Below are 25,864 nucleotides of genomic sequence, written 5' to 3' on the forward strand. Positions count from 1 at the left end.
TGAATTAAAGACTACAGACGTTAGGCATTTCAATGTCCGCAGCTATGCTCAATATCGTGATGGCACAGATCAACCTCAAGGTTGGTGACATCGACGGCAATACCTCTATGGTGATTAACGCCGCTGAACAGGCACGGGACACCCATCAGGCGGATCTGGTGGTGTTTCCGGAACTGACCCTGTGTGGCTACCCCCCTGAAGACCTGCTTCTTCGTCCCAGCCTGATTTTACGCACCGAACAGGCTTTACATCGACTGAACGCCGTTAAGGGCATTGATATTGTTATCGGTGTGCCGGGCATGGGTGCCCACGGTCTGGAAAATCAGGCGGTTGTTCTGCGCGATGGTCAGGTGATGGTTCGATATGCCAAGCAGCACCTGCCGAATTATCAGGTGTTTGATGAAAAGCGCTATTTTGTTCCGGGCCATCAAATAGCTACTTTTGACTGTAAAGGCACCCGACTGGCACTGACCATCTGTGAGGACCTCTGGTTCCAGGAACCTGCCATGCAGGCCAGGGAAGCCGGGGCAGACCTGATCCTGAGTCTTAATGCTTCGCCATTCCACAAGGACAAGCAGAGCGTTCGCCGTGAAACCATTCGCCAGCGTTGTCAGGAAACCGGTCTGCCGGTGTTGTATGTCAACCTGTTCGGAGGTCAGGACGAGCTGGTCTTTGACGGTGGCTCCTTTGCCATGAACGGCGATGGTCGGCTAATGGCCTGTGGCGATTACTTTTCTGAAACACTGACGCCGGTTCGTTTTGACTGTGACGCAAAGCAGTTTGTAGAAGAGCAGTTTGCAGAAAAACAGATTGTCCCTTTACCCGATCTGCACAGCCGGGTTTACAGAGCCCTGGTTACCGGTGTGCGAGATTATGTGAACAAGAACGGTTTTAAAGGCGTTGTGCTGGGGCTTTCCGGGGGAATCGATTCCGCCCTGACTCTGGCTATTGCGGTTGATGCCCTTGGGGCGGATCGGGTTCAGGCGGTTATGATGCCGTACCGTTACACCTCGGAAATGAGCCTTCAGGACGCAAAGGAAGAAGCGGATATTCTGGGTGTTGACTATAAAATCATGCCCATTGAGCCGATGTTTGATGCCTTTATGAATACCCTGAGCAGTGAGTTTGCCGACAGTGGTCGTGATACCACCGAGGAAAACCTGCAATCCCGTTGTCGGGGTGTGCTGCTGATGGCGATTTCCAACAAAAAAGGTTACATGGTGCTGACCACCGGTAACAAAAGTGAGATGGCCGTGGGTTATGCGACACTGTACGGTGATATGTGTGGCGGCTACAACGCTTTGAAAGACGTACCCAAAACTCTGGTGTTTGAACTGTCTGAATACCGTAACTCACTGGGTTATGTGATTCCCCAGCGAGTGATAGACCGACCACCTTCCGCGGAGCTGGCTCCGGATCAGGTGGATGAAGACAGCCTGCCGCCTTACAGTGAGCTGGATCGCATCATTGAGATGTACGTTGAGGAAGATTGCAGTGCTGAAACCATCATTGATGAAGGTTTTGATCGGGATACCGTTTACCGGGTGTTGCGCCTGATCGATATTAATGAATTTAAACGACGTCAGGCAGTGGTCGGTGTGCGTATAACACCACGGGGTTTTGGCCGGGACCGCCGTTATCCGATTACCAATGGCTGGCGTCCCGGGGTCTAGCCAGTTCAGCGTTGTTTAGCTAGTTTCAGATAGTGCTGGTGCAGCTTGTCCAGTTGCGGATAAAGCTGTTCCAGCGACTGGCTGTTATCAACAATATCGTCGGCTTTTTCCATGCGTTCTTCCCTGGTCGCCTGTTTGGACAGAATACTGCGGGTCTGTGCTTCGGTCATATTGTCCCGGCTCATGGTTCGGGCAATCTGTTGTTCAACCGTCACATCCACCACCAGAACCCGGTCTGCAAGAAGGTGCTGGTCTGTTTCTATCATCAAGGGTGAAACCAGAATCGAATAAGGTGACACAGACGCTTTGAGTTCGGTCATAATCTGTTCACGAATCAGAGGGTGTAGCAGTTGTTCCAGCCAGGCTCGCTCACTGTCACTGGCAAAGATAATATCCCGCAGTTTACGACGGTTCAGGCTGCCATCTTCTTTTTGAAGGATGCCCTTATGGCGCTGTGCGATTTTTTCCAGTGCTGGCTGACCCGGCTCCACCACGACCCGGGCGGCCTGATCCGCATCAACAATAGCGATGCCCAGCGCGGCAAAGTAGTCAGTCACCGCCGTTTTACCACTGCCTATTCCACCGGTAACACCTATAACCAGGCTCATTTCATTCCCATTATTTGCAGATAAAACTCAATCAGGGTGTTACCCCATAACAATGCAAAAAAACCCGCTGCGGCAAGATAAGGGCCAAAAGGAATCGGCTGTTCGCGGTTGTGTTTTTTGAAAATCATCAGGCCAACCCCTGCCAGTGTTCCCACCAGGGATGACAGCAGAATGATCAGAGGCAGCATCTGCCAGCCCAGCCAGGCTCCCAGTGCCGCCAGCAGTTTAAAGTCGCCATAGCCCATACCTTCCTTGCCGGTAGCCAGCTTGAAGCCCCAGTAAACCAGCCATAACGACAGGTAGCCCGCCACGGCACCAAACACCGCATCAGTCAGAGGGACAAACAGATGTTGAGTATTTACCAGCAGGCCCAGCCAGAGCAGGGGCAGGGTGATGCTGTCGGGCAGCAGCTGAGTATCCAGGTCAATAACCGTCAGTGTCAGTAATGCCCATGCCAGAAGACAGACGAACAAGGTGGTTGTTGATGCGCCAAAGACGATTCCAGACACCACTGCAAGAGTGGCGCTGATGATCTCAATCAATGGGTAGCGAATGGAAATAGGGGTTTTGCAGTGGGAGCACTGACCTTTCAGGAACAGGTAGCTCAGTACCGGGATGTTTTCCCAGGGACGAATCCTGTATCCGCACTCCATGCAATTTGAACCCGGTGTGGCCAGATTATATTTTATCGGGTTTTCCGGTACTTTATCCGGATGCAGGGCTTCCAGGCATTCAAGCTTCCACTGTCTTTCCATCATGATCGGCAGACGCAGAATCACCACATTCAGAAAGCTGCCAACAATCAGGCCGAGCAGGGTTAAGGCTAATAAAAAACAACCGGGTGAAGCTTGCAGAAATTCAGGAAGTAGCATCAGAAGGGGAGTCCCTTTTTATTCAACGAGTTATTCAACGAGTTATCCAGCGAGTCAGGCCAGAAAGGCAAATGATTGGGTCATTGTTTGATAAGAAGTTTAATCGAAGCCGTTGTTTAATAAAAGGCAGCCAGAACGCTGTAAACCCTCTCGCTGGTACCAGAGCTGATGGTTCATGCTTTGTTGCCTGTCAGCCATTCAATGGCTGCTTCCAGAGGATTGATGGCGGTTTCCCATTTAACCTTTTCACCAGACTGCTTGATGATTCCCCATTGTCCTGGCTGAAAGAATGAGCGACAGATTACCAGTTTTTCATCGGCTGCCAGTTGCTTTGTCTGCACTGCGTCCTGACAGGCAATATAAAGCTGGCTGGTAAGGTCGTAATCCACAGCCTGTTTTTCTACCCAGCCTTCGGGCGCTTCAGGTAAACCGTCCTGAAACATTACCGCGATATGCTCATCAATCAGGTAGTAATGCATGGCCCGGGAAGAGAAACCATGACCTGATACCCCAAACACGACCATGGATGGACACTGACCAGACAGCAACTGGTTGAGGTAAAACTGGAAATGATAAGGGTCGGGCAGGGACGGCTCGGTGGTAAAGAGTGCCGAATAGCGGGTCTGCTGGAGTTTGCTGGTAAATTTATGGTGAACCGGAGGGCAGGGCAGCCCCTCACTGATAAGCAGTGCGCAGGCGGATTGATAACAGTTGCGTGCCGGGTCGTGTTCAAACATGGCTATAATCCTCTGGTCTGACCTTGAACGGATAACAGGTAGCTGTCGGGCGCATACTTACGCTGGAATTTTACGGCGTTTAATCCGGTTGCCGGGTCCTTCCATTTCTGCCAGTTCTCAATCACCCGACCATTGTTTGCTAATTGTCTGGCATGGCGTTGCAGTTGCTGAACCCGGCTGACGGTCGACTGTATTTCCCGTGGGGTTAGCAGCCCGTCCATCTGCTGGTGAATCTGTTTCGGAGTGATCGACATCAACTTCTGGTAAACCCTGTTATCTATCACCGCTGGCAAACCGGCAGTACTACCACTGAATCGGCGAAAACCACCTGGTCTGGAGGGAGTGCGAACTTCGCGCTGACCCGGATAAAAGCCCATGTCGTTGTCGATGAGTGTGACCTTGCCAGACTGAGTATCAACAAACAGGTTGCCCGCATGACGATCCTGCTGGGCGCAGATACCATCCAGCCATTCAGCACTGTTCAGCTGTTGCTGAATATTCGCCGCCAGCCGGGGTTGGCGATGGTCTTCCACGGGAATCCGGTTATAGGTATTAGACTGCTGTTCCCAGGGTTTAACACCTTTGGCGACATCCATTAATACGCCAAGCTTGCCATCGTGAACCGTTAGTTCCATTTTTGGCATCAGCCCGGTTTCCAGCAGGTTGTCAAACTTTGCTGCCGCAAAGTTACGGGCAGCAAACCTGGGTTTGTTCTTATCAAGGTAATTTTCAGTTCCGGTGATGGAGTCAAAGGGACAGGGGTCAACCGGATCTTCTCCCTTGAAAATTTTCTCTATCACGCCGGTTTGAGTCTGGAACTTTAATTTGGTCACGGAATGAATGGCTCCGGAGCCAAACTTCTGGTCAGACCCTTTGATCAGGTGGTGGTCGTTAAAAGGACTGAAATGTTTTGCGATTGTCGGGGTCAGGTCATACCCCAGCCGTTTCAGCTCCATGGCCTGATGCAGATTCAGTGAGCTGGAAACGGATGCCGTGCCGGGATCATCCATTACCTGAAGCATTAATTTCTGCTCATTCTGGAGACTTTGTTTCACACCTGAGAGATATTGGTATTCAGACTGAGGCATGACATGCCCTTGTTGCAGCAGTAACTGATCCACCTGATTAATTCCTTTTTGCAGATTGTCAATCACATGCCTGCCCTGATGTTCTACGCCTCCAGCCTTTCTGGATAATGGTTGTGCCAGTGCCTGGTCATGGCGGTTGATGCTGCTGCCGACCTGTCCAAGCTGACCGGCTTTTGCCAGGAGGGTATGGTTTTTCCCCCAGACACTGTTATTACCCTGATGATAAAAAGACCAGGCAGCATCAGTGATGTTTTTCGAAACTTGTTGAGGGTGCTCAAACTGGGCAGTGACCCGTTCTCTGGCAACCAGTGACCGATATTGCAGGTTTTTATAGATGGCTGCGCCTTCACCCGATGTTCTGGGCTGAAAAGGCTGCTGCGCCCCTTTGCTTTCAGGAGGTGATGGAGGCGTGATCTGGTTTTTTGGTGAAGCCTGCTTTACCCCGCGCAGGTGGATTGACTTGTGTGCATGCCCGGGAGGTTGCTGCTGGATAAGGTTTTTCTTTGCCTTATGGGGAAAGACCCTGCGATTAAACGCATTACCAATTTTTTTGGGCGCTTTCCGGAGAGCGTCATTGGAGCGCAGGTGAACCCGTGTCTGGCTGTTTGGCTGTATTCCTCTGGGTTCAGGCATGCCTTTTCCTCAAAAATCCCTTTAGTAACGATAGGAAAAGGCAGAAAGGTATTATCCGGTAAGTAAAATGTTTTCGACGATTGTCACGTCATCTTCGGTCAGAGAGACCTTGTTACAGGCAAGGTCTTCGAGCATGTGTTCGGGGCTTGAAGTACCGGTTAAAGGCAGTATTTTCATCCTCTGCGCAGACTGGAAAATAACCTGTGCGGCTGTCAGCCCTGTTTTTGCGACAATCGCCTGAAAGGCCGGCTGCTGACCAACGGCCGGATTAGCGGTCAGAAGCGAGAACCCCTGATAGCCAATTCCATGACGTTGACAGACCTCCCTGACATCACGATCCCAGCCTGTGACAGCATAACAGCGGTTCTGAACCCAGGCGGGTTTTATGGCTGCGTGATGATTCAGGTCTTCGAGCTGGCTGGCGGAAAAGTTACTGACACCAATCGCCTTAACCCTGCCTGAATGGTAGATCGTCTCCATGGCTGCCCAGGCTTCCAGATCATCGTTGGAGAGTCCTTCCCTGAGCATTGGACCATGCAGAAGCAAAGAGTCCAGGTAATCGGTACCCAGGTGTTCCAGTGAACGGGTAAAGGACTGTTCAACCTGCTCCCTGACACGGGCATCAGGGTTATAGGGCAACCGGTCATCCTGACCGGGACGGAATGTGAATTTGCTTTGCAGGAACAGATCCTGACGGTCAATACTGCTTGCTGTCAGGGCATCGCCAACCGCTGCCTCGAAATAGTGCTTGCGCTGGTTGGCAGTATCTATCGCCCTGAAGCCAGACTCCAGCGCTTTCACTACCAGGTCTTTAGTGGCCTGCTCTTTCCAGGCTGTGCCATAGAGCCATTGGGGTATCGCTTTCATTGTGGTTTCCTGAAGCTGTTCATTACCAAGTCAAGCACATCATTGAGGCAGTAGTAAGTTATTCGAAAGCCTCATTAAGCATGCAATCGCAGCAGTGGTTAACTTCAATGTTACAGTGGTCCGGGTGTTCATTTGATGAAGGTGTAGCTGGTTCATAAACCTGGTTCCGGGCAGAGCGCCTTCCCCGCTGAGGGCGTCGGCGTGTTTCTCCCAAAATAGCGTCCTCTGTATTAACATAGCCCTGATTTTCAGAAGGTGGGCTGCCCAATGAACCTTCCGAGAATCCTGATGAAGCACTGCTGGCTATATTCACGGTTCGGCTTGACCAGCCTTCAAGATGGCCTGGACTGTTATGATGAGCAGGTGACAATCCTCTGTTGTTGATCTGAATTGTCTGGGATGAAGTCCATGGGCTCAGTGGAGATATGGTGGGGCTGCCAGCATAAGAACCGCCACTGTCATATGAGTTTAAACGCTGCCTATCACGTGTCGTTTCATCTAATAATGCCGGATCAATATGTATAGAGTCGTAATGACGATCACCTTCATTGATTGGTGGCAAAAATTCACTTCTTTGAGTGGGGGAGCCAATCTGGAGCTGTCTGCCAGCCCCTAATGAGCCTCTGTTGCTACGGGGGACTGAGGGTGATGATCGGCGCAGTGGTGTGTTGTTAACTTCCACAAAGTAGCTTGCGATCAGTGAGTTGTTTAAGCGATTCCTTCGTTCAAAAACAAAGCCGAGGATATCTCTCTGTGAAACTTGCTGTTGCGCGGGTTGCTCTGAAGATATTCTCCGTAAGCCACTCAGCGCAAAAATGGTATAGTCTCTATCTACAGCGAGAATGCCACTATGAAATTCGCCTTGTTCAGCCAGGCTGGAATGGTGGTCTAAAAGCGCTCTAAAATAAAGACCATCGGTGAAATGGTGAAAACTGAACTCTTCCTGAATGGTTGCCATCACGTCAAGCAGTGGATCAGCCGAAGTCTGGTTGGCTGGTGGATAGTAAAGGGCATCACCATAAAAAAGATAAACATTTTCAGGGGTTTGTTGAAGCTGGATATTGGTAAGGCGGTCATTGGAATCAAAAATAGAGGCTCTACCCCCAGGGCCGCTGAAGTGAGTTCCGGTCGCTGAGTTTCTCAGAGGGTATAGATTGAAATCATAGTGTTGATCCAGTTCTGCTCTGATACGTTGACTTATCTGAAGGAGATTGCCCTGATTTGTATCTAGCTCTTGGATCAGCTTGTAGGTCGCATATTCTTTTTTGTCTGCTGGCTCATCTGGTTGGTCGACAACGAGCTGGCGCAAAAATGTTGGGTTAAATTGTCGAACTCTTCTTTCTGTTTTCTGGCTCAGCTGGCCGGCTTTCTCATTTAGTCTATAGATAGTCAGAGTAAGCGGATAACCCGCTTGTAAAGGTGCTGCCATCAGATATAGGAGGAAGGGCGCAAAAATAAGTTTGATCGCTACCCTGAACGCCACAAGGCCGTTCATAAAGCCAGACGAGGATCGAATTACCATAAGTATGATGCCTGCATTATTTTATGTTGTTTTATTGATCTGGCGGTCAGTTTAGCCTATGAACGCAACCTGCGTTTTTTGCAAGCTTTATTGTTATTGTTGGGATTAAAAGGTAGAAAGGCTTTGAATGAAAGGCACGCTACACCCTCTTCACAGGAATGTTTTAAATTGCGGAGAGGCTCTGAAATTCATCCACAACAAAATGATCGGTCATACCGCTAACATAATCGATTAACAGGCGAGTACGGTAATACCACTCCAGGTCCTGATAATCGATTGCACTTAAGTTTTGGGTTGCAAGTGTTTCCACTGCCCGGCAATAAGCGGCTTTATGTTTTCTCGACAGGCGATGGTAAAGACGCTGCTCGATAAAATGCTGGTGGTCATCCTGTGCGACAATGCGCTGGAACTGATCAGGCTGAAGCGTTAACAGGGGCTTGAATTTGTCCAGCAAGCCAATCAGTGCTGCGTAGCCCCGTAGCTCGGGCGTTTCCTTTTCCATGCTGGTGAATACATGCCGTACCGCTACTGTCTTGAGTGTTTGCAGGGCAAGATGCTGGTTCGATCCCCCTTCAATTAAGGGCTCATCCAGACTTCCTGCAAAGACTTCGTCGTGTTTGTTGATATAGCGGTTAGCGGCATAGTCAACCAGGTCTCTGACCAGCCGGGTTCGCAGGCGTACAATGAACTCATGTTCGTTAGTACCGGCACGATGGGCTGCGGATTGCATGATATCCGGCAAATAAGCGTTACCTGTCGTAAATTCGCTCCATACCTGATTCAGCCAGAACTGCAACTCTTTTAACGACAATATGCCTTTATCCAGGGCATCTTCCAGATCGGCTATGCAGTAGGCAATATCGTCTGCTGCCTCCATGATATAGACCAGGGGAAAACGACAGCCTTCGTTAATATGCAGATGCTGTTGCATCTGACGAACCAGAGTAGCTTCCGAGTAATAGAAACCGGGTTTCTTCTTACGATAAAAACAGGGTTCCCCCCTGGTTGGAGCCGGTTCGTAAGGAGGGCGGGTATACTTGATCAGCGCCGCCATCTGGGAGTAAGTCAGATTAAGGTTCTGCAAATGATGGATAATGCGCAAACCCTGAGCATTGCCTTCAAACACACAAAGGTCGGGCAGCAGGGTGGTCTGGAACAGGGTATCTTTGCCGGATGTTCGCTGCATGGACTGATCGTGGCACTGCTCCGCATGATCTTCCATCCAGCGGCTGATGGCCGCCTCGCCAAAGTGACCAAAGGGAGGGTTGCCCACATCGTGCAGCAGGCAGGCCATTTCTACCAGGTTAGTGAAAGCCAGCTCCTGACCTTCAAGACCGAGTGTTTTTAATACTCCACTTTGTTTCCAGCGGTCTAGAATGGTCAGAGCCAGAAAGCGCCCGGTCTGCTGAACCTCAAGGGAATGCGTCAGGCGACTACGCACCGCTGCATTGGATTCCAGCGGATAAACCTGGGTTTTCTGCTGTAATCGACGAATGGCGGCAGACTGAATAATCCGGCCCCGGTTGCTTTCGGTTTCGGTCACCAGATCGCGCTGCACATCGGCAGAGCTTAACCGTGGGCGTTGACAGGTGAGTTTACGAAGGTAGTTCATGCTGGTTAATTCGGCAGGCTGGCTGATCTGTTAACAGGGTTTGTCAACACAGAGTAGCTCAGTATGAAAGACCACAGACGTTGAAGCTGAAAAAGAAACTTAGGGGCGCAGCATTCAATAACTTACCTGGCTGTTGGCTTTTGGCTATTAGCTGCTCGTACAGCCAACCGCCAACAGCCAACCGCCAACAGCCAACAGCCAACAGCCAACAGCCAACAGCCAACAGCGGTATATTATGTTCTGCTGCTTCCCTTAATAATTGATGCATTGAGGTGACAGTGTTGAAAATGAAGCTTTCTTTCCTCTTGTTGTTTTTGGTAATGCATTCTCAAAATGCGCTGTCAATTGATTTTGACATTGATCTTGATGTTGATCCTATACCTTGGCGTACATGCCATTGTTGTAATCATATTCTCACGTACAATTCTGATACTGACAGTTTTGATTACGACGATGATTATTTCTGCCGTGCGTTTGATGATGATGATGTTAAACAACTTAGTGAGGTAGTTAGACCCATTGTTAGAGATATGTTAGGTGCCCCGGTTACCTTCTCGGAAGAATCGTTACCCCGAAACACTGAATTGAATCATCGTATGGTGAACATAGCTAATGGTGGATCTTTACAGTACAGTTTCCAGATTAATCAAACATTTGATAGTGTCATAGAGGACAGACGTTATCCAGATGTCCCTGTACAAATCTATGTGGCAACATTCTCGATACAAGGTTCATCATTTGTATATGCAATAGTAGGTCAGGAGGTGCTACCAGAACCTCAGGACGAAGACGCTGTAGCGCAAGCCCCGGATGAAGGCGTTGTAGAGGAAGAGCCGGACGAAGGGGCTGTAGGCGAAATTCCGGACGAAAACCCTGTAGAGCCAACGACCAGTAATTTTGGAAATACGCCGGACACTTTGCCTGAGCTTAATCCCAGCTGGTGGGAGAGGCTGGCTAATCCCTTTATGAACCTACTCTTCCAGCAGAACAGCAGATAAAACTGGTTAATCTGGCAGTTTATGAATGGGTTAACACAGGGCTGAGCAATATGAGTACCATAGTCGGTACTCAGCGATACAGTAGGCAGTATCGTCTGCTGCCTCCCTACATCGTGCAGCAGGCAGGTCATTTCTACCAAATTCGTAAAAGCCAGCTCCTGACCTTCAAGGCCAGGTGTTTTTAATACTCCACTTTGTTTCCAGCGGTCTAGAATGGTCAGAGCCAGAAAGCGCCCGGTCTGTTGAACCTCAAGGGAATGAGTCAGGCGACTACGCACCGCTGCATTGGATATCACGCTGCACATCGGCAGAGCTTAACCGTGGGCGCTGACAGGTGAGTTTACGAAGGTAGTTCATGCTGGTTAATTCGGCAGGGTGGCTGATCTGTTAACAGGGTCTGTCAACACAGAGTAGCTCAGTATGAAAGACCACAGACGTTGAAGCTGAAAAAGAAACTTAGGGGCGCAGCATTCAATAACTTACCTGGCTGTTGGCTTTTGGCTATTAGCTGCTCGTACAGCCAACCGCCAACAGCGGTATATTATGTTCTGCTGCTTCCCTTAATAATTGATGCATTGAGGTGACAGTGTTGAAAATGAAGCTTTCTTTCCTCTTGTTGTTTTTGGTAATGCATTCTCAAAATGCGCTGTCAATTGATTTTGACATTGATCTTGATGTTGATCCTAGACCTTGGTATACGTGCCATCATTGTCATCATATTCTCACGTACAATTCTGATACTGACAGTTTTGATTACGACGATGATTGTCGCTGCTGTTCGTTTGATGATGTTGTTAAACAACTTAGTGAGGTAGTTAGACCCATTGTTAGAGATATGTTAGGTGCCCCGGTTACCTTCTCGGAAGAATCGTTACCCCGAAACACCGAATTGAATCATCGTATGGTGAACATAGCTAATGGTGGATCTTTACAGTACAGTTTCCAGATTAATCAAACATTTGATAGTGTCATAGAGGACAGACGTTATCCAGATGTCCCTGTACAAAACTATGTGGCAACATTCTCGATACAAGGTTCATCATTTGTATATGCAATAGTAGGTCAGGAGGTGCTACCAGAACCTCAGGACGAAGACGCTGTAGCGCAAGCCCCGGACGAAGGCGTTGTAGAGGAAGAGCCGGACGAAGGGGCTGTAGGCGAAATTCCGGACGAAAACCCTGTAGAGCCAACGACCAGTAATTTTGGAAATACGCCGGACACTTTGCCTGAGCTTAATCCCAGCTGGTGGGAGAGGCTGGCTAATCCCTTTATGAACCTACTCTTCCAGCAGAACAGCAGATAAAACTGGTTAATCTGGCAGTTTATGAATGGGTTAACACAGGGCTGAGCAATATGAGTACCATAGTCGGTACTCAGCGATACAGTAGGCAGTATCGTCTGCTGCCTCCCTACATCGTGCAGCAGGCAGGTCATTTCTACCAAATTCGTAAAAGCCAGCTCCTGACCTTCAAGGCCAGGTGTTTTTAATACTCCACTTTGTTTCCAGCGGTCTAGAATGGTCAGAGCCAGAAAGCGCCCGGTCTGTTGAACCTCAAGGGAATGAGTCAGGCGACTACGCACCGCTGCATTGGATATAACGCTGCACATCGGCAGAGCTTAACCGTGGGCGCTGACAGGTGAGTTTACGAAGGTAGTTCATGCTGGTCGGCAGGGTGGCTGATCTGTTAACAGGGGCTGTCAACACAGAGTAGCTCAGTATGAAAGACCACAGACGTTGAAGCTGAAAAAGAAACTTGATGATTGATGTATTGAGGTGACAGTGTTGAAAATGAAGCTTTCTTTCTTAGTGCTGTTTTTGGTAATGCATTCTCAAAATGCGCTGTCAATTGATTTTGAGATAGATCTTGATGTTGATCCTAGACCTGAGCGTACATGCCAGTGTTGTCATCATGTTCTCATGTACAATTCTGATACTGACAGTTTTGATTACAACGATGGTTGTTTCTGCTGTTCGTTTGAGGATGTTGTTAAACAACTTAGTGAGGTAGTTATTAGGCCCATTGTTAGAGATATGTTAGGTGCCCCGGTTACCTTCTCGGAAGAATCGTTACCCCGAAACACTGAATTGAATCATCGTATGGTGAACATAGCTAATGGTGGAACTTTACAGTACAGTTTCCAGATTAATCAAACATTTGATAGTGTCATAGAGGACAGACGTTATCCAGATGTCCCTGTACAAATCTATGTGGCAACATTCTCGATACAAGGTTCATCATTTGTATATGCAATAGTAGGTCAGGAGGTGCTACCAGAACCTCAGGACGAAGACGCTGTAGCGCAAGCCCCGGACGAAGGCCTTGTAGAGGAAGAGCCGGACGAAAACCCTATAGAGCCAACGACCAGTAATTTTGGAAATACGCCGGACACTTTGCCTGAGCTTAATCCCAGCTGTTGGGAGAGGCTGGCTAATCCCTTTATGAACCTACTCTTCCAGCAGAACAGCAGATAAAACTGGTTAATCTGGCAGTTTATGAATGGGTTAACACAGGGCTGAGCAATATGAGTACCATAGTCGGTACTCAGCGATACAGTAGGTACTATCGTCTGCTGCCTCCCTACATCGTGCAGCAGGCAGGTCATTTCTACCAAATTCGTAAAAGCCAGCTCCTGACCTTCAAGACCAGGTGTTTTTAATACTCCACTTTGTTTCCAGCGGTCTAGAATGGTTAGAGCCAGAAAGCGCCCGGTCTGTTGAACCTCAAGGGAATGAGTCAGGCGACTACGCACCGCTGCATTGGATATAACGCTGCACATCGGCAGAGCTTAACCGTGGGCGCTGACAGGTGAGTTTACGAAGGTAGTTCATGCTGGTCGGCAGGGTGGCTGATCTGTTAACAGGGGCTGTCAACACAGAGTAGCTCAGTATGAAAGACCACAGACGTTGAAGCTGAAAAAGAAACTTAATAATTGATGCATTGAGGTGACAGTGTTGAAAATAAAACTTTCTTTCTTATTGTTGTTTTTGGTAATGCATTCTCAAAATGCGCTGTCAATTAAGTTTAATATTAATCTTGATCCTGATCCTGATCCTTATCCTGAGGTTGATTATATAAGAGAATGTTGTCATATGCTCACGTACAATTCTGATACTGAAAGTGTTTATGACTGGCACATTTGTTATCATTGTGGTTATTCGTTTGATTATAAAATTAAAAAACTTAAAGAGGTATTTAGTACCATTGTTAAAGATATGTTAGGTGCCCCGGTTACCTTCTCGGGAGAATCGTTACCCCGAAGCACTGAATTGAATCGTATGGTGAACATAGCTAATGGTAATTCTTTAGAATACAGGTTCACGGTTACTCAATCATTGGGGAGTGTTATAGAGGACGGAGATTTTCCAAGCTCTGTCCGTGTACAAACCTATCAGGCAACATTATCAATACCAGACTTAACGGGTGTCTATACAATAGAAGGTGAAGAAGAGTTACCAGAACCTCAGGACGAAGACGCTGTAGAGAAAGCCCCGAACGAAAGTACTGTAGAGGAAACTCCGGATGAAAACCCGGATGAAAACCCTGTAGAGCCAACGACCAGTCATTTTGGAAATACGCCGTACACTTTGCCTGGGCTTAATCCCAGCTGGTGGGAGAGGCTGACTAATCCCTTTATGAACCTACTTTTCCAGCAGGGCAGCAAATAAAACTGGTTAATCTGGCAATTTATGAATGGGTTAACACAGGGCTGAGCAATATGAGATCATAGCTGGCACGATGGGCTGCGGATTGCATGATATCCGGCAAATAAGCGTTGCCTGTCGTAAATTTTTCCCATACCTGATTTAGCCAGAACTGTGAAAGCCAGCTCCTGACCTTCAAGGCCTGGTATTTTTAATACTCCACTTTGTTTCCAGCGGTCTAGAATGGTCAGAGCCAGAAAGCGCGCCCGGTCTGCTGAACCTCTTAATTCGGCAGGGTAGCTGATCTGCTAACACAGAGTAGCTCAGTATGAAAGACCGCAGCGTTGAAGCTGAAAAAGAAACTTAGTAATTGATACATTGAGGTGACAGTGTTGAAAATAAAACTTTCTTTCTTATTGTTGTTTTTGGTAATGCATTCTCAAAATGCGCTGTCAATTGATTTTTATCTTGATCTTGATGTTGATCCTGAAAGTACATGCCAGAATTTTCATATTCTCATTTACCATTCTGATACTGACAGTGTTGAGTACGATGATGATTGTCTTTGTTGCGACCGTTTTGGTGATGTTATTGAACAACTTAGTGATGAGGTATTTAGTAAGATTGTTGAAGATATGTTAGCTACCCCGGTTACCTTCCCGGGAGAATTGTTACCCCGAAGCACTGAATGGTATCGTCGTATGGTGAACACAACTAATGGCAGGTCTTTAGAATACAGCTTTACGGTTACTCAATCATCGAGGAATGTTACAGTGGGCGGGCGTTTTCCTGTCTCTGTCCTTGTACAAACCTATAGGGCAAGATTCTTGATGCCAGGCTTATCACCGTTTTTCTATACAATAGAAGGTGAAGAAGAGTTACCAGAACCTCAGGACGAAGACGCTGTAGAGAAAGCCCCGAACGAAAGTACTGTAGAGGAAACTCCGGATGAAAACCCTGTAGAGCCAACGACCAGTAATTTTGGAAATACGCCGGACACTTTGCCTGAGCTTAATCCCAGCTTGGGGGAGAGGCTGACTCATCCCTTTATTAACCTGCTTTTCCAGCAGAACAGCAGATAAAACTGGTTAATCTGGCAGTTTATGAATGGGTTAACACAGGGCTGAGCAATATGAGATCATAGCCGCTCAAACCAACGATACGGACTTTATGCGACTGATTATTGCTGAAAAGCCCAGCCTTGGGCGGGCGATTGCCGATGTGTTGCCAAAGCCTCACAAGAAACACGAAGGGTATATTGAGACTGCCCAGGGTGATTATGTCACCTGGTGCGTCGGGCATCTTCTGGAACAGGCGGAACCTGACCAGTACGACCCTGCCTTTAAGCAATGGAAACTGGAACATCTGCCTATTGTTCCCCAACAGTGGCAACTCAAGCCCCGCAAAGGTGTCAGCAAACAGCTTTCGGTGATTCGTAAACTCATGAAAACTGCTGATACCATTGTCCACGCAGGCGACCCTGACCGGGAAGGGCAGTTGCTGGTGGACGAAGTGCTGGATTACCTGAAGCTGTCTGCCACCCGCAAAAAACAGGTGCGACGGCTGTTGGTGAATGACCTGAATGCTTCGGCGGTTAAGAGAGCCCTGCAGCGTTTACAGGATAACAGCCATTTTATACCGCTTTCCGTTTCGGCGCTGGCTCGTTCCCGTGCCGACTGGCTTTACGGGATTAACCTGACCCGTGCCTATACGGTGCTGGGCAGAAAGTCCGGTTATAACGGTTTGCTGTCCATCGGGCGTGTGCAGACACCGGTACTGGGGCTGGTGGTTCAGCGGGACGAGGAACGGGAAAACTTTGTTGCCAAACCCTTTTATGATCTGTTTGCCCAGCTGAATTCAAAGGACAATACTCAGTTTCGTGCCAAATGGCAGCCCAGCGAAGCCTGTCAGCCATGGATGGATGAAGATGGCCGGGTTCTGGATAGACGTCTGGCTGAAAATGTTGCCGGTCGCATAAAAGGCAAAGCGGGTGAGATCAGCAAAGCTCTGAATAAACAGGGTAAAGAGTTGCCACCTTTACCTTATTCGTTGTCATCATTGCAGATTGATGCGGCTAAACAGCTGAAGATGAATGCCAAAGAAACCCTGGATGTTTGTCAGAAGCTTTATGAAAAAAAACTGGTGACCTATCCCCGTTCCGATTGTCGCTACCTGCCGGTTGAGCACTGGCAGGAATCGCCTGAGGTGCTGGCAGCGATTCGCAGTAATGATGAATCACTGAGCAAGGCGGTGGATCAGGCGTTGCCTGAACGGAAAAGCAAAGCCTGGAATGACAAGAAAGTGGGTGCTCATCACGCCATTATTCCCACCTCGCGACGAACCGATTTGTTCAAACTGGATACACGACAGCGGCAGCTTTACAGTCTGATTGCCCGGCAATACGTTGCCCAGTTTTATGATGATCATCGTTTTACTTCCCGAAGGCTGGAAGTGCTTATTGAAGGCGGTTTGTTTGTGGCGAAAAGCCGCCAGACGGTTCAGGAGGGGTGGAAAGCCCTGTTTGTCAGACCGGGCAAAGAGCAAGGTTCTGACAGTTCAGCCAATGGCGACGAGCGTGAAGCATCCAATGCTTTTTTGCCGGACCTGAGCAGCGGTGATTTGGTGCAGTGCATTGATGCTGAGATCAAAGACAAAATGACCCAGCCACCCAAAGCGTTTACCGATGCTACCTTATTGTCTGCCATGACTGGCATCGCGCGCTTTGTGAAAGACCCGGAGGTTCGCAAGATTCTCAAGGAAACCGACGGTCTCGGAACCGAAGCGACCCGGGCGGGCATTATTGAGCTGCTTTTCAATCGCCAGTTTCTCACCCGACAGGGCAAAGAAATTCATGCGACAACCACTGGCAAGGCATTAATCAGGGCATTGCCCGATGCCGTTGGTCAGCCGGATATGACGGCGCAGTGGGAATCTGCCCTTAATGATATTGTTGAACGCAAGGGAACTTACGCCGGATTTATGGGGAATCTGGATAATAAACTGCGCGGTTTGCTGACGCAGGCGTTGAGTGAAGGGGGCGCTGACTTCAGCCAGCTTCCCCAGGGTGATGGTTCTTATCGGAAAAACTATCGGAAGAAGTCATATCCACGTAAAAGCGCCTCACGACGTAGAAACGATAAAAAAAAGTGAATGTCTGACCGCTTTTTGCCTTTATTCCAGATTTTTTGAAATCCTGTTGATGTGCCAGTCGCACAATTTCTTGACTGGAGCGTCAACGGTTTTTTCGCTCAGTATTTTATAAAGTGCCAGGGCAACTCTCTTTCTTCCCAGTTTGTGCTCTATAAATTGGGAAAAATAAAGAGCAACGTTGGGGTCTTGAGTCAGTTTGTCTGCATTCTGATCCAGAAAGCGGGTCGCTGTCGATACACTATAAAAGTTCAATAATTTAGTTAATCCATTATATATTCTGCTTTGTACGCTATTAAACAGGGCTATAAACTCAGATGAGCTATTGTCCTGGTTATTAATACTAAGCTGCCATATCGTGCTTAATCTGTAGAGAGCGTTAAACCAGTTTTGATGGTTTAATCCTCTTGCCGTTATTCCCTCGTCCAGAGCTCTCAGGGCATAGTACAAGCCGCTATTAAATTGTACCTGTAACTCTGGGGGCAGAACGTGAAAGTATCGATTTAAAAGACTTTGGAGGTTTGAAGCTAACAGCGGTTTCTCTTTGGTTTCTTTATCAATCCAGTTGAATGCCTGAGCGTATTCGATCAGCTTACGCAGTTCCTGTAGAGCATGGGAGGTCATTGTTATGGACGCTTTAAGATCATCCTGGTGCTTTCGTTCAATTTCATCATTAACTCTTTTTAGACTGTCCGCCCATCGCTGTTGATATTCAGCGGGCACTGTCTCGTTGGCAGTGAGCAACTCAGAAGCGGCACGCCATTGTCTGTTGTTGATCAGAGTATTAATTTTTTCAAGTTGCCCCTGATAGAACCTGAATATTTCCCGTCGCTCCCTGAGGCTGGTGCTGTCATGTTCATATTGTGGATGTGGGGTGATGTAGGCAGCCCATCGTCCGAGCCAGTTGATGTAGTCATCGACATTCTGGTTGTCAATATCCTGAATGTGCTCGATGACGGTAGAATAAAGCTGCTGGTAAATGATTGTAATGACCTGCTTCAAGCGTATCTGATCGTTGCTGGTCAGCTTTTTACGGGTAGAGCGCATCTGAGGGTGTTTCAGCATGGGCAGAGCTTCGGAGACTTTGTCTGCCTCAACTTTCTGTTCGAGTTCTTCCAGCCAAGACGGGGCAGCCTGCTCTGGAAATAAATGACTTAACCACTGCATTCCCCGCTTCTGTTCAACCGTTAACATTAGCTCTAATATGCCCAGTCTTTCCCTGATTTCCCGTACTCTTAATTCATTGTCGCTGGTTATGCCTGAATTATTAACCCGTAGGGTCAGGTCGTAAAGCAGTGGCCAGAATGCGTTGCGCAGTTGGTTGGCAAGTCTTCTCTTGCTTTTGTTTGATGAAACAGCGCCTTTGCTTTGCTGAAATATCTCAGAAATGAGTCCAAGAGCTGTTCCAAACGCTCCCTGTGAGAGATAATGGTCTATCTGTCTGATTAAGTCAGATAATGGCTGTTCCGGAAGCGAGAGGGGGGTGACGGGCTCCAGCCTGTCATCATAGGGTTCAATGACCGGTGTAAAGGTCACAGTCAACAGGCTATCAGGATATACCCTGTCAGCGGTTTGCGTCGTTTCAATCCGCTTTTCCAGAACGCAAGCCAGATGCTCATCGAGCAATCCAGTCTGCTTTGCTGCATCGATAACCCATACTACTTTGGAATACTGCTGATACGTCAGTGAAGGTGGGTTTTCTTCAATTAAGGTCACTACTTCTTCCAGAGTGGTCGACAGAATAGCTTTAACTCGCTTATGAGCCACTCTAGGAGCATCATTTGTCTTGAAACCCAGGAGGTCTGCCATTGGTAAAATCTCAGACTGGAGCAAATCAAGGCGCTCAAAAGAGCTGAGTTTTTTGGAATTATCGAGCGTGGTTTGCAGAGACCTTGTCCATGCTATGGCCAGACTGCTCCTTGAAGCACTGGACATTACCAGTCTGTACCGATGATAAAGAGCTTCAGCTTCTTTTTTTACCATCTGCTTTTGCTCTATATCTAAATTTATATCTCTAAGGTGTATAAATAACTGATCAAGTTCAGACGTTATGAGTTTTTTTTCATCTAAAGGGAGGGGGTAGAGACTGCGCTGTGGATCTGGATGAAGCTCTCTGGGCATCAGGCGGAGTAAGCGATAATTATCCAATGCTGCCTCGAAGTTTTTCTGCGTTTTGACGTCTCGGCGGTAGCTGTCCTTAAAGAGGTTGAGTAAAGTTTCGTGGAGAATTTTGCGATTTGGGTTGTTCCTGGTGATGCTTGCTGCTCTCATTATCAGATGTATCCGTATGATTTTGGCAATCCCATGCTGGAATTGTCCTTCTAAACGGAGAGCTTGTACTTCAGAGATTAATGAGCTGAATACGGAGTCAGTATTACAGTCATTAATGGATTTATCGGCTGGTATTTGACTGCTTCTGCATTGCTGGTATCCATCCGCGGGCACCTCTCTTACTGTGCCTGAAGTCTGAGCCACTTTGTTCTTTTGTGTGTACGGAGTTTTTTTCTTGTTTGGAGTCCTGTGTTTTTCTCCTTCTCCTCCTTCTCCTTCTCTTTTTCTTTTTGGTGCTTGCCGAACATAATAGTTCCACCCGCCCCACCCACCGCCAGCGGGGACAGTCCACCCGAAGATAATGAAATCCAGCAGGCTTTGGTAGTATTGGCTGAACCATAGCTGTACCATTGCTCTGCTTATACGGTAAAGACTGCCACTATCACCACGGACAATGTAAAAAATTTCGCCACTTCTGTCCCTGATACTAAGCACGTAACCATAAAGGCGAGCCAGCAGGTTTAACAGAACATCGTCCGTCGACTCATCATTAGTAAAGGTAAAGCGTCTGATATAAGTTTGTTCAGAGGGCTCTTTCAGGATTGCGCCCGCAACAAGTTCAGGCCAATGATTCTCTACGGTTGTTGAGACCTGGGCGAGCAGCGGGAACAATGACGGAGAAATAATAAGCGCATTTTCAGAATCCCCTTTCAACCATATAACTTCTTCGTGAAGAAACCAGCCAGAAAAGTCAGGGGAATGGTTGTTTTGCTGGCTCAGATCAACAGGATAAGGCTCAGGGAAAAGCTCATGAAGTCCTTTGTGGACAGTATCCAGGTCCTCATTGGAGCAATCAGGAAAAAAAATAGTTTGCACTGGGTGGATACTGTTCTTGATACAGGCAATTTTCTGTGTCGCCTGCCAGGTGTTTTCGGGCGATGGCGGTGTGGCCTCAGGCGGAGACGGGAGTACCCAGTGTTTATAACAATGGCCGTCCTGCCTAATGTACTGAAAGGTGTTGGTGTCTTTTAAATGCAGGTTTGCGGTATGGTGCCCGATCAAAAAGGATACAACAGGGTCGGCTGTGCAGTCCCCATTATCTGGTACACTGATGGCTTCTGGTATAGAGGCCGCTGGCTTTTGGAAAAAATCAGAAGGCTTAACATGGTGTTTGATACTCAGGGGAAGTAACACGACTGGTATTGAATCGATTATCCCCGCTAATACCTGGCTGGGCGACGTTATAAGACAGAATAGAAAGAACCCGTGCCTCAGTAATTGAGCCACTGTATTGTAATAAGTCAACACAAATGCCACCCTGGGATAATTTTTTGATTCTTGGTTGTTACTGGGAAAGACTCACCGACCGTTATTGATTCCTATTGATTGAAGTATTTACGGTGTGATGAAAAATCATGGAAACTAAGATAGCTGAAAAGAGCGACTATGATGCGTGCAAGTCAATGAATTTGTAGCGTGTACTATGGTACATTACACCGGTATTTTTATAAGGTTGACTGAATGAAACACGCTGCTACTGCTCTTGCTATTGGTTTAAGCTGTTACTCTGCACAGGCCACAGCTGGAGACAGTTATTCCTACACCTGCCTGCACGGTCGTGACACTCGTATTATTGACGTGATTTACCTGCAAAGAGAGTCTCCTGTTCCCTGTGAGGTTCGTTACACCAAAAAAGGCAGTGTCGAGAGTGAAGAAACGCTCTGGAATGCCAACTACGCCATTGGCTTCTGTGAAGAGAAAGCAGAAAACTTTATGAAGCAGCAGGAAGAGTGGGGTTGGGCTTGCCAGAAAGACAAACCGTTACAACCCGTAAAATTGCCTGAAGATTCAGAAATCGCTGAACCCGGGCAGTTGCCGGAACTCTGAGCCGAAGTAGGGAGGCCTGTTAACAGGCTTCCTGTAAAAAGATGATCCTGGCTTGATGCCGTAGGAAATGAGTCTTAAGCTTTATTGACGAGTGGGCTGTTTTCTTCCCTGTCCAATAACGGTAGACTCTCCAATGCTTCCGACCGTTCCGCGTCAATTCATAAGAAACTGTATTCCCAATTCCATCGTTGCGATAATGATTGAGCTGCGTACGAACTGGGGCCATGCCAATATTACCGAAGATATGATCAAAAAGTACCGGCGCTTTGTCGCTCTTTTACGTACCGAGAATACATTAATCCCCAATGCTATGCGGGAAGCTGACGCAGAATGTATTTTTGTCAGTCCTGAAGGAACTTCATTGATAGGGCAATTAATTACACGGCAAGTCGATCTGGCTATAGCAATACAGTATTCAACCCGTCACGCTTACCCCATTAAGCGGGATCGTTCGAAGGAAAATAGCTTTCTGGCAATCAATCAGTCCGGAACACAGCTTGCAAACCCTGTTTATACTCCGCTAATCGATGCGCCTGAAGTTCATTTTTATCATATAAAACCAAAAGACAGAGATCTTGCTGAAGAAGATGAAGTCGAGGTAGCAAGGCTATTGCAGGAGTACGAAATTGTATGACTCTAATCCGCTCTCCTGCACTGTTATAGCGTTGTAAACGACGGCTTATCGAGAAAATGCCAAAGCTTTTCTTTCCAGCAAACGAACCAGTAACGTCATAATCCCCGTCAGCGCCAGGTAGATGACACCGGCCATGGTAAACACCGTGAGTGTGTCGTAAGTTCGTGCATTCAGGCGTGAGGCATACCCCATCAGATCCATCAGGGTGATGGTACTGGCCAGTGAAGACCCTTTCATAATCAGAATCATCTCATTGCCATAAGCTGGCAAAGCCCGACGAATCGCATGGGGCAGAATGACTTTGCCCAGTGCCTGCACTTTGGTCATGCCCAGGGCATAGCAGGCTTCCCACTCACCCGGAGCAACATTGTCAATCGCGCCTTTAAATAACTGGGTAGAGTAGGCTGCACTGTTCAGCGCCAGGGCCAGCATGGCACAAAACCAGGGTTCACTCAGCAGAGGCCAGAGACGGCTGTCTTTAAACAGGTCGAATTGTGCCGGGCCATAGTAGATTAAAAAAATCTGCACCAGCAGTGGTGTACCGGTAAATAACAGTATTTGCAGCCTGACCAGTGAGTTCAGAACTTTGATGCGCAGTGTCAACACCAGAGTAAACAGCAGTGCCAGAACGCAGCCGAGTAGCACGCTGGCAAAGGTTAGCTCCAGGGTAGTTCCCAACCCTTTCAGCAGCTCTGGCAGATAAGAGAGTCCGGGCAGGTAAGAGAGCTCGGTGTCCATACTCATATTTTCACCTCCCGGACATAGCGGCTGGAATGTTGCTTCATACGATTTATCAGGTTCTGGCTAAGCAGTGTGATGGCCAGATAAATCAGTGCGGCCATGCAGTACCAGGTAAAGGGCTCATAAGTCTTCACCGAAATAAGCTGTGCCTGTCGCAGAATATCGTTGATACCAATCAAGGCGACCAGCGCCGTATCCTTTAACAGCACCAGCCACTGGTTGCCCAGTCCGGGCAGGGCATGACGCCATGCCTGAGGCAACACAATACGAAAGAAAGTCCGGGGTGGAGTAAGTCCCAGGGCTTTGGCGGCTTCTTTCTGCCCGCTGGCGACGGACAGCATGGCTCCCCTTAGAATCTGGCTGGCATAAGCCGAATAGATGAGTGACAGGGCAATGGTGCCTGCGGTGAACGGACTCAGCTCAATAAACTGATCGGTCAGTAGAAAGAAGGCGTGGGTGAACCCAAAATAGACAAAGAAAATAATCAGCAATTCTGGCAGGCCGCGCAGAATGGTAACGACAAGTGCTGTCAGCCAGGCCAGAGGGCGGAAGCGGGACAGTTCTCCCAGGGCAAACACCAGGGCCAGAATCAGGCCAGCCCCCAGGGCTGACAGAGCCAGCCCCAGAGTCATCAGTGTCGCATCAAGAAACAGCCCGGAGTAGCGCGAAAGCGCGTCGATGAGGGAAGAGGCATCCATGAGTCCGGCTTACCTGGCTTCTGGAAAGTACTTGTCATGAATCTTCTGCCAGGTGCCGTTGTTCTTCAGCGTGGTCAGGGCATCATCAATCTTGCTTTTCAGGGGGTTTTTCTGACGTACGGCAATACCATAGCCGACACCGAAATAATCTGCGTCCCTGATCACTTCGCCCATGCGACTGTAATCACCTTTACCCTGTTCGAGCAGCCAGTCATTGGCAACCGCTGTGTCAGAGAATACAGCATCCAGACGACCATTGGTCATATCCAGAAAAGCGTTCTGAATGGTTTCATAAGGGCGAACAGTGACCCCCTGCTTTTCGAATTTATCGATCATGTAAGTTTGGAAGGTTGAACCATTCTGTACACCCACGGCTTTGCCTGTCAGGTCATTAGCTGACTTGAATGACTTATTTTTAGCCGCCACAAAAGAAGCGGAGTTCTCAAAGTAAGGCATGCTGAAATCCACCTGTTTCTGGCGCGCCGGGGTAATATCCATACCCGCTATCACCGCGTCAAAACGACGATATTTCAGACCTGGGATCAGGCTGTCAAAAGGCTGGGTGCTAAACGTACACTCTGCTTTTATTTCTGCGCAGATGGCTTTGGCAAGGTCAATGTCAAAACCGGTCACTTCATTATTGTCGTCCAGAAACTCAAAGGGAGGGTAAGTGGCTTCTGTGCCAAAGCGAATGGTTTCAGCGGCCTGTAGCTGAAAACTTCCCAAGGCCAGTGCGGCAGTAGTTATGGCGATGGCGTATAACTTTTTCATTCTATATCCTGTTATTGGTATAACTCATTCTGAAGCCGGTCAGGCTTCTGACTTAATGCTCCAGAAATGCCTTGAATGCAGCAGTTTCCGGTTGAGAGAAACGAGTGGCGGGACCGTCTTCTACAATGTGCCCGTCTTCCAGATAAATCACACGGCTGCCGACTTTTTTAGCAAATTCAACTTCGTGAGTCACCACAACAATGGTTATGCCGGAGTCGCTTAATTCTTTAATAATATCCACCACCTGGTTAGTGATGGCCGGGTCCAGGGCGGCTGTGGGTTCATCAAACAGCAAAATCTCCGGTGACAGCATCAGGGCCCTGGCGATAGCAACACGTTGTTGCTGGCCTCCGGACAGGGATGAAGGCCAGGCTTCCGCCTTGCTCCCCAGTCCCATGCGCTGCAGCAGCTCATGGGCTTGCTTAACCGCCTGCTGTTTTGGAACACCCTGGACGACAGGGGCTTCTGTCAGGTTTTGCAGTACGGTCATGTGCGGCCAGAGATTGTATTGCTGGAACACCATGCCGACTTTTTTTCTCAGGCTGCATGCCTGTTGCTTCATTTGTTTATCCGCCTTGCTGTGAAACTGAAAGGACAGTCCGGCAATGTCCATGGAACCAGTGTCCGGGGTTTCCAGCAGATTCAGCATACGCAGCAAAGTACTTTTCCCTGCGCCACTGGCACCAAGGAGAATGGTTGTCTCTCCTTTAGGAATGGAAAAGCTGATCTCTTTCAGAACTTCAGAAGAACCGAATGATTTACTGAGGTTTTGTACTTCAATGCCCATTACCTGTAGGTTTCTTTGATTATGAGTGTTGGTAGATTTTCTTATACGTCAGTGCTTGAAATCAAGTTTCATTTAAATAATTATGCGAAGGCTGCGGTTTTTTATACAAAAACGGCTTTTTAGAATAGTTATTCAGGAATAGTATGGCCAGTCAAAAACAGGAAGACCTTGTAAAAGCTTTCCGACAGTTGCTGAAAGACGAGAGCTGTGGTTCCCAGAGCCAGATTGTCAGTGTACTTCAGGAACAGGGCTTTGATAACATCAGCCAGTCAAAAGTATCAAGGATGCTGAGCCGTCACGGAGCTGTCAGGGCTCGCAATGCCCGTAACGATCTCGTGTACTGTCTGCCACCGGAAATGGGCAAGCTGGATGCCAATATTTCCGTTCGTGATCTGGTCGAGGAAGTGGTCAGTAATGGTACTCTGATTGTTATCAAAACCAGTCCGGGTGCTGCGCAAATGGTGGCCCGGTTGCTGGACTCAATCAGTCGTGCCGAAGGTATTCTGGGGTGTGTGGCCGGTGATGACACCATTTTTGTCGCGCCTGTTGATGTAAAAGAAATCGCAGCCATTCAGGACAGTATTGAAGAACTGTTTCATTGAATACTGTATAAAAAATACGAATATTGTCGTTTATTTCAGTGCGTGAACGACAATATTCGCTGGCCCGTCAGGT

The 25,864-nt window shown here is 48.2% G+C and carries 25 protein-coding genes; 12 read left to right on the top strand and 13 right to left on the bottom strand.

The window, feature by feature from the left end; all coding sequences use genetic code 11:
* Positions 1 to 32: 32 nt before the first annotated feature.
* The gene (locus NX720_RS21095) at positions 33 to 1,673 is read left to right on the top strand and encodes an NAD+ synthase (protein WP_262597271.1); all 1,641 of its coding nucleotides are present in this window, start codon (positions 33 to 35) and stop codon (positions 1,671 to 1,673) included.
* A 5-nt stretch (positions 1,674 to 1,678) separates the two neighbouring features.
* On the opposite strand, the gene coaE is transcribed toward NX720_RS21095, so the two are convergent.
* The 8 genes from coaE to NX720_RS21135 form a co-directional block, all read right to left on the bottom strand.
* Positions 1,679 to 2,281, bottom strand: coding sequence for a dephospho-CoA kinase (coaE, locus tag NX720_RS21100; RefSeq protein WP_262597272.1), 603 nt, complete (start codon positions 2,279 to 2,281; stop codon positions 1,679 to 1,681).
* A complete protein-coding gene (locus tag NX720_RS21105) occupies positions 2,278 to 3,153 on the bottom strand; it encodes a prepilin peptidase (RefSeq protein WP_262597273.1) in 876 nt (291 codons plus the stop codon). Before NX720_RS21105 ends, coaE begins: the two co-directional genes overlap by 4 nt.
* A gap of 173 nt (positions 3,154 to 3,326) precedes the next feature.
* Entirely contained in the window at positions 3,327 to 3,890 is a 564-nt protein-coding gene (locus tag NX720_RS21110) for a hypothetical protein (protein WP_262597274.1), read from the bottom strand.
* A gap of 2 nt (positions 3,891 to 3,892) precedes the next feature.
* Complete coding sequence (locus NX720_RS21115) at positions 3,893 to 5,611, bottom strand: phosphatidylinositol 4-kinase (protein ID WP_262597276.1); 1,719 nt, start codon at positions 5,609 to 5,611, stop codon at positions 3,893 to 3,895.
* A gap of 51 nt (positions 5,612 to 5,662) precedes the next feature.
* A complete protein-coding gene (locus NX720_RS21120) occupies positions 5,663 to 6,478 on the bottom strand; it encodes an aldo/keto reductase family protein (RefSeq protein ID WP_262597277.1) in 816 nt (271 codons plus the stop codon).
* 58 nt (positions 6,479 to 6,536) lie between these two features.
* Positions 6,537 to 8,000 (bottom strand): hypothetical protein, encoded by a 1,464-nt coding sequence (locus NX720_RS21125; RefSeq protein WP_262597278.1) that lies wholly within the window; start codon positions 7,998 to 8,000, stop codon positions 6,537 to 6,539.
* 163 nt (positions 8,001 to 8,163) lie between these two features.
* A complete protein-coding gene (gene dgt / locus NX720_RS21130; protein ID WP_262597279.1) occupies positions 8,164 to 9,612 on the bottom strand; it encodes a dGTPase in 1,449 nt (482 codons plus the stop codon).
* Between the two features lie 58 nt (positions 9,613 to 9,670).
* On the bottom strand, positions 9,671 to 9,880 hold the full coding sequence (locus tag NX720_RS21135) for a hypothetical protein (RefSeq protein WP_262597281.1): 210 nt from the start codon (positions 9,878 to 9,880) through the stop codon (positions 9,671 to 9,673).
* Between the two features lie 13 nt (positions 9,881 to 9,893).
* Between NX720_RS21135 and NX720_RS21140 the strand changes: the two genes are divergently transcribed.
* From NX720_RS21140 to NX720_RS21175, 8 genes are all read left to right on the top strand, one after another.
* Positions 9,894 to 10,610: a hypothetical protein gene (locus NX720_RS21140; protein WP_262597283.1), complete on the top strand. Its 717-nt coding sequence runs from the start codon at positions 9,894 to 9,896 to the stop codon at positions 10,608 to 10,610.
* Positions 10,611 to 10,660: 50 nt separating this feature from the next.
* A complete protein-coding gene (locus NX720_RS21145) occupies positions 10,661 to 10,795 on the top strand; it encodes a hypothetical protein (protein ID WP_262597284.1) in 135 nt (44 codons plus the stop codon).
* 404 nt (positions 10,796 to 11,199) lie between these two features.
* Entirely contained in the window at positions 11,200 to 11,913 is a 714-nt protein-coding gene (locus NX720_RS21150; protein ID WP_262597286.1) for a hypothetical protein, read from the top strand.
* A gap of 50 nt (positions 11,914 to 11,963) precedes the next feature.
* Positions 11,964 to 12,098 carry a hypothetical protein gene (locus tag NX720_RS21155; RefSeq protein ID WP_262597284.1) on the top strand — a complete coding sequence of 45 codons (135 nt, stop codon included), beginning with the start codon at positions 11,964 to 11,966 and terminating at the stop codon, positions 12,096 to 12,098.
* Positions 12,099 to 12,393: 295 nt separating this feature from the next.
* Positions 12,394 to 13,083 carry a hypothetical protein gene (locus tag NX720_RS21160; protein WP_262597287.1) on the top strand — a complete coding sequence of 230 codons (690 nt, stop codon included), beginning with the start codon at positions 12,394 to 12,396 and terminating at the stop codon, positions 13,081 to 13,083.
* Between the two features lie 480 nt (positions 13,084 to 13,563).
* On the top strand, positions 13,564 to 14,277 hold the full coding sequence (locus tag NX720_RS21165) for a hypothetical protein (protein ID WP_262597288.1): 714 nt from the start codon (positions 13,564 to 13,566) through the stop codon (positions 14,275 to 14,277).
* A gap of 368 nt (positions 14,278 to 14,645) precedes the next feature.
* Positions 14,646 to 15,335: a hypothetical protein gene (locus NX720_RS21170; RefSeq protein ID WP_262597289.1), complete on the top strand. Its 690-nt coding sequence runs from the start codon at positions 14,646 to 14,648 to the stop codon at positions 15,333 to 15,335.
* 88 nt (positions 15,336 to 15,423) lie between these two features.
* Positions 15,424 to 17,403, top strand: a complete 1,980-nt coding sequence (locus NX720_RS21175) for a DNA topoisomerase III (RefSeq protein ID WP_262597291.1) — start codon at positions 15,424 to 15,426, stop codon at positions 17,401 to 17,403.
* 21 nt (positions 17,404 to 17,424) lie between these two features.
* Here the strand turns inward: NX720_RS21175 and NX720_RS21180 are convergent, their stop codons facing one another.
* Positions 17,425 to 20,865 (bottom strand): hypothetical protein, encoded by a 3,441-nt coding sequence (locus NX720_RS21180; RefSeq protein ID WP_262597292.1) that lies wholly within the window; start codon positions 20,863 to 20,865, stop codon positions 17,425 to 17,427.
* A 327-nt stretch (positions 20,866 to 21,192) separates the two neighbouring features.
* Here NX720_RS21180 and NX720_RS21185 point away from each other — a divergent pair, with 327 nt between their 5' ends.
* Both NX720_RS21185 and NX720_RS21190 read left to right on the top strand, forming a co-directional pair.
* Positions 21,193 to 21,558 carry a hypothetical protein gene (locus NX720_RS21185; RefSeq protein ID WP_262597293.1) on the top strand — a complete coding sequence of 122 codons (366 nt, stop codon included), beginning with the start codon at positions 21,193 to 21,195 and terminating at the stop codon, positions 21,556 to 21,558.
* Positions 21,559 to 21,754: 196 nt separating this feature from the next.
* Entirely contained in the window at positions 21,755 to 22,192 is a 438-nt protein-coding gene (locus NX720_RS21190; protein WP_262597295.1) for a BTB/POZ domain-containing protein, read from the top strand.
* Positions 22,193 to 22,237: 45 nt separating this feature from the next.
* Here NX720_RS21190 and artM read toward each other — a convergent pair whose 3' ends face one another.
* The 4 genes from artM to NX720_RS21210 are packed head-to-tail and all read right to left on the bottom strand — an operon-like array spanning position 22,238 to position 25,189.
* Positions 22,238 to 22,936, bottom strand: coding sequence for an arginine ABC transporter permease ArtM (gene artM, locus NX720_RS21195; protein ID WP_262597297.1), 699 nt, complete (start codon positions 22,934 to 22,936; stop codon positions 22,238 to 22,240).
* On the bottom strand, positions 22,933 to 23,631 hold the full coding sequence (artQ, locus tag NX720_RS21200; protein WP_262597298.1) for an arginine ABC transporter permease ArtQ: 699 nt from the start codon (positions 23,629 to 23,631) through the stop codon (positions 22,933 to 22,935). The genes artM and artQ overlap by 4 nt, the downstream gene beginning before the upstream one ends.
* Positions 23,632 to 23,640: 9 nt before the next feature.
* Positions 23,641 to 24,402, bottom strand: a complete 762-nt coding sequence (locus tag NX720_RS21205) for a lysine/arginine/ornithine ABC transporter substrate-binding protein (RefSeq protein WP_262597299.1) — start codon at positions 24,400 to 24,402, stop codon at positions 23,641 to 23,643.
* A gap of 52 nt (positions 24,403 to 24,454) precedes the next feature.
* On the bottom strand, positions 24,455 to 25,189 hold the full coding sequence (locus NX720_RS21210; protein ID WP_262597301.1) for an ATP-binding cassette domain-containing protein: 735 nt from the start codon (positions 25,187 to 25,189) through the stop codon (positions 24,455 to 24,457).
* A 143-nt stretch (positions 25,190 to 25,332) separates the two neighbouring features.
* Here NX720_RS21210 and argR point away from each other — a divergent pair, with 143 nt between their 5' ends.
* Entirely contained in the window at positions 25,333 to 25,791 is a 459-nt protein-coding gene (argR, locus tag NX720_RS21215; RefSeq protein WP_262597303.1) for a transcriptional regulator ArgR, read from the top strand.
* The last annotated feature ends 73 nt before the right edge of the window (positions 25,792 to 25,864 follow it).

The sequence above is a fragment of the Endozoicomonas euniceicola genome (genome assembly GCF_025562755.1).
Taxonomy (GTDB): domain Bacteria; phylum Pseudomonadota; class Gammaproteobacteria; order Pseudomonadales; family Endozoicomonadaceae; genus Endozoicomonas_A; species Endozoicomonas_A euniceicola.

What these genes read in the sequence shown, in the direction of transcription:
- NX720_RS21120 (WP_262597277.1), bottom strand. Translation starts at nt 6,478, where the DNA reads ATGAAAGCGATACCCCAATGGCTCTATGGCACAGCCTGGAAAGAGCAG.
- NX720_RS21145 (WP_262597284.1), top strand. Translation starts at nt 10,661, where the DNA reads ATGAGTACCATAGTCGGTACTCAGCGATACAGTAGGCAGTATCGTCTG.
- coaE (WP_262597272.1), bottom strand. Translation starts at nt 2,281, where the DNA reads ATGAGCCTGGTTATAGGTGTTACCGGTGGAATAGGCAGTGGTAAAACG.
- artQ (WP_262597298.1), bottom strand. Translation starts at nt 23,631, where the DNA reads ATGGATGCCTCTTCCCTCATCGACGCGCTTTCGCGCTACTCCGGGCTG.
- argR (WP_262597303.1), top strand. Translation starts at nt 25,333, where the DNA reads ATGGCCAGTCAAAAACAGGAAGACCTTGTAAAAGCTTTCCGACAGTTG.
- NX720_RS21205 (WP_262597299.1), bottom strand. Translation starts at nt 24,402, where the DNA reads ATGAAAAAGTTATACGCCATCGCCATAACTACTGCCGCACTGGCCTTG.
- NX720_RS21125 (WP_262597278.1), bottom strand. Translation starts at nt 8,000, where the DNA reads ATGGTAATTCGATCCTCGTCTGGCTTTATGAACGGCCTTGTGGCGTTC.
- NX720_RS21175 (WP_262597291.1), top strand. Translation starts at nt 15,424, where the DNA reads ATGCGACTGATTATTGCTGAAAAGCCCAGCCTTGGGCGGGCGATTGCC.
- NX720_RS21135 (WP_262597281.1), bottom strand. Translation starts at nt 9,880, where the DNA reads ATGCATCAATTATTAAGGGAAGCAGCAGAACATAATATACCGCTGTTG.
- NX720_RS21190 (WP_262597295.1), top strand. Translation starts at nt 21,755, where the DNA reads ATGATTGAGCTGCGTACGAACTGGGGCCATGCCAATATTACCGAAGAT.
- NX720_RS21105 (WP_262597273.1), bottom strand. Translation starts at nt 3,153, where the DNA reads ATGCTACTTCCTGAATTTCTGCAAGCTTCACCCGGTTGTTTTTTATTA.
- NX720_RS21210 (WP_262597301.1), bottom strand. Translation starts at nt 25,189, where the DNA reads ATGGGCATTGAAGTACAAAACCTCAGTAAATCATTCGGTTCTTCTGAA.
- dgt (WP_262597279.1), bottom strand. Translation starts at nt 9,612, where the DNA reads ATGAACTACCTTCGTAAACTCACCTGTCAACGCCCACGGTTAAGCTCT.
- NX720_RS21110 (WP_262597274.1), bottom strand. Translation starts at nt 3,890, where the DNA reads ATGTTTGAACACGACCCGGCACGCAACTGTTATCAATCCGCCTGCGCA.
- artM (WP_262597297.1), bottom strand. Translation starts at nt 22,936, where the DNA reads ATGAGTATGGACACCGAGCTCTCTTACCTGCCCGGACTCTCTTATCTG.
- NX720_RS21095 (WP_262597271.1), top strand. Translation starts at nt 33, where the DNA reads ATGTCCGCAGCTATGCTCAATATCGTGATGGCACAGATCAACCTCAAG.
- NX720_RS21185 (WP_262597293.1), top strand. Translation starts at nt 21,193, where the DNA reads ATGAAACACGCTGCTACTGCTCTTGCTATTGGTTTAAGCTGTTACTCT.
- NX720_RS21115 (WP_262597276.1), bottom strand. Translation starts at nt 5,611, where the DNA reads ATGCCTGAACCCAGAGGAATACAGCCAAACAGCCAGACACGGGTTCAC.
- NX720_RS21155 (WP_262597284.1), top strand. Translation starts at nt 11,964, where the DNA reads ATGAGTACCATAGTCGGTACTCAGCGATACAGTAGGCAGTATCGTCTG.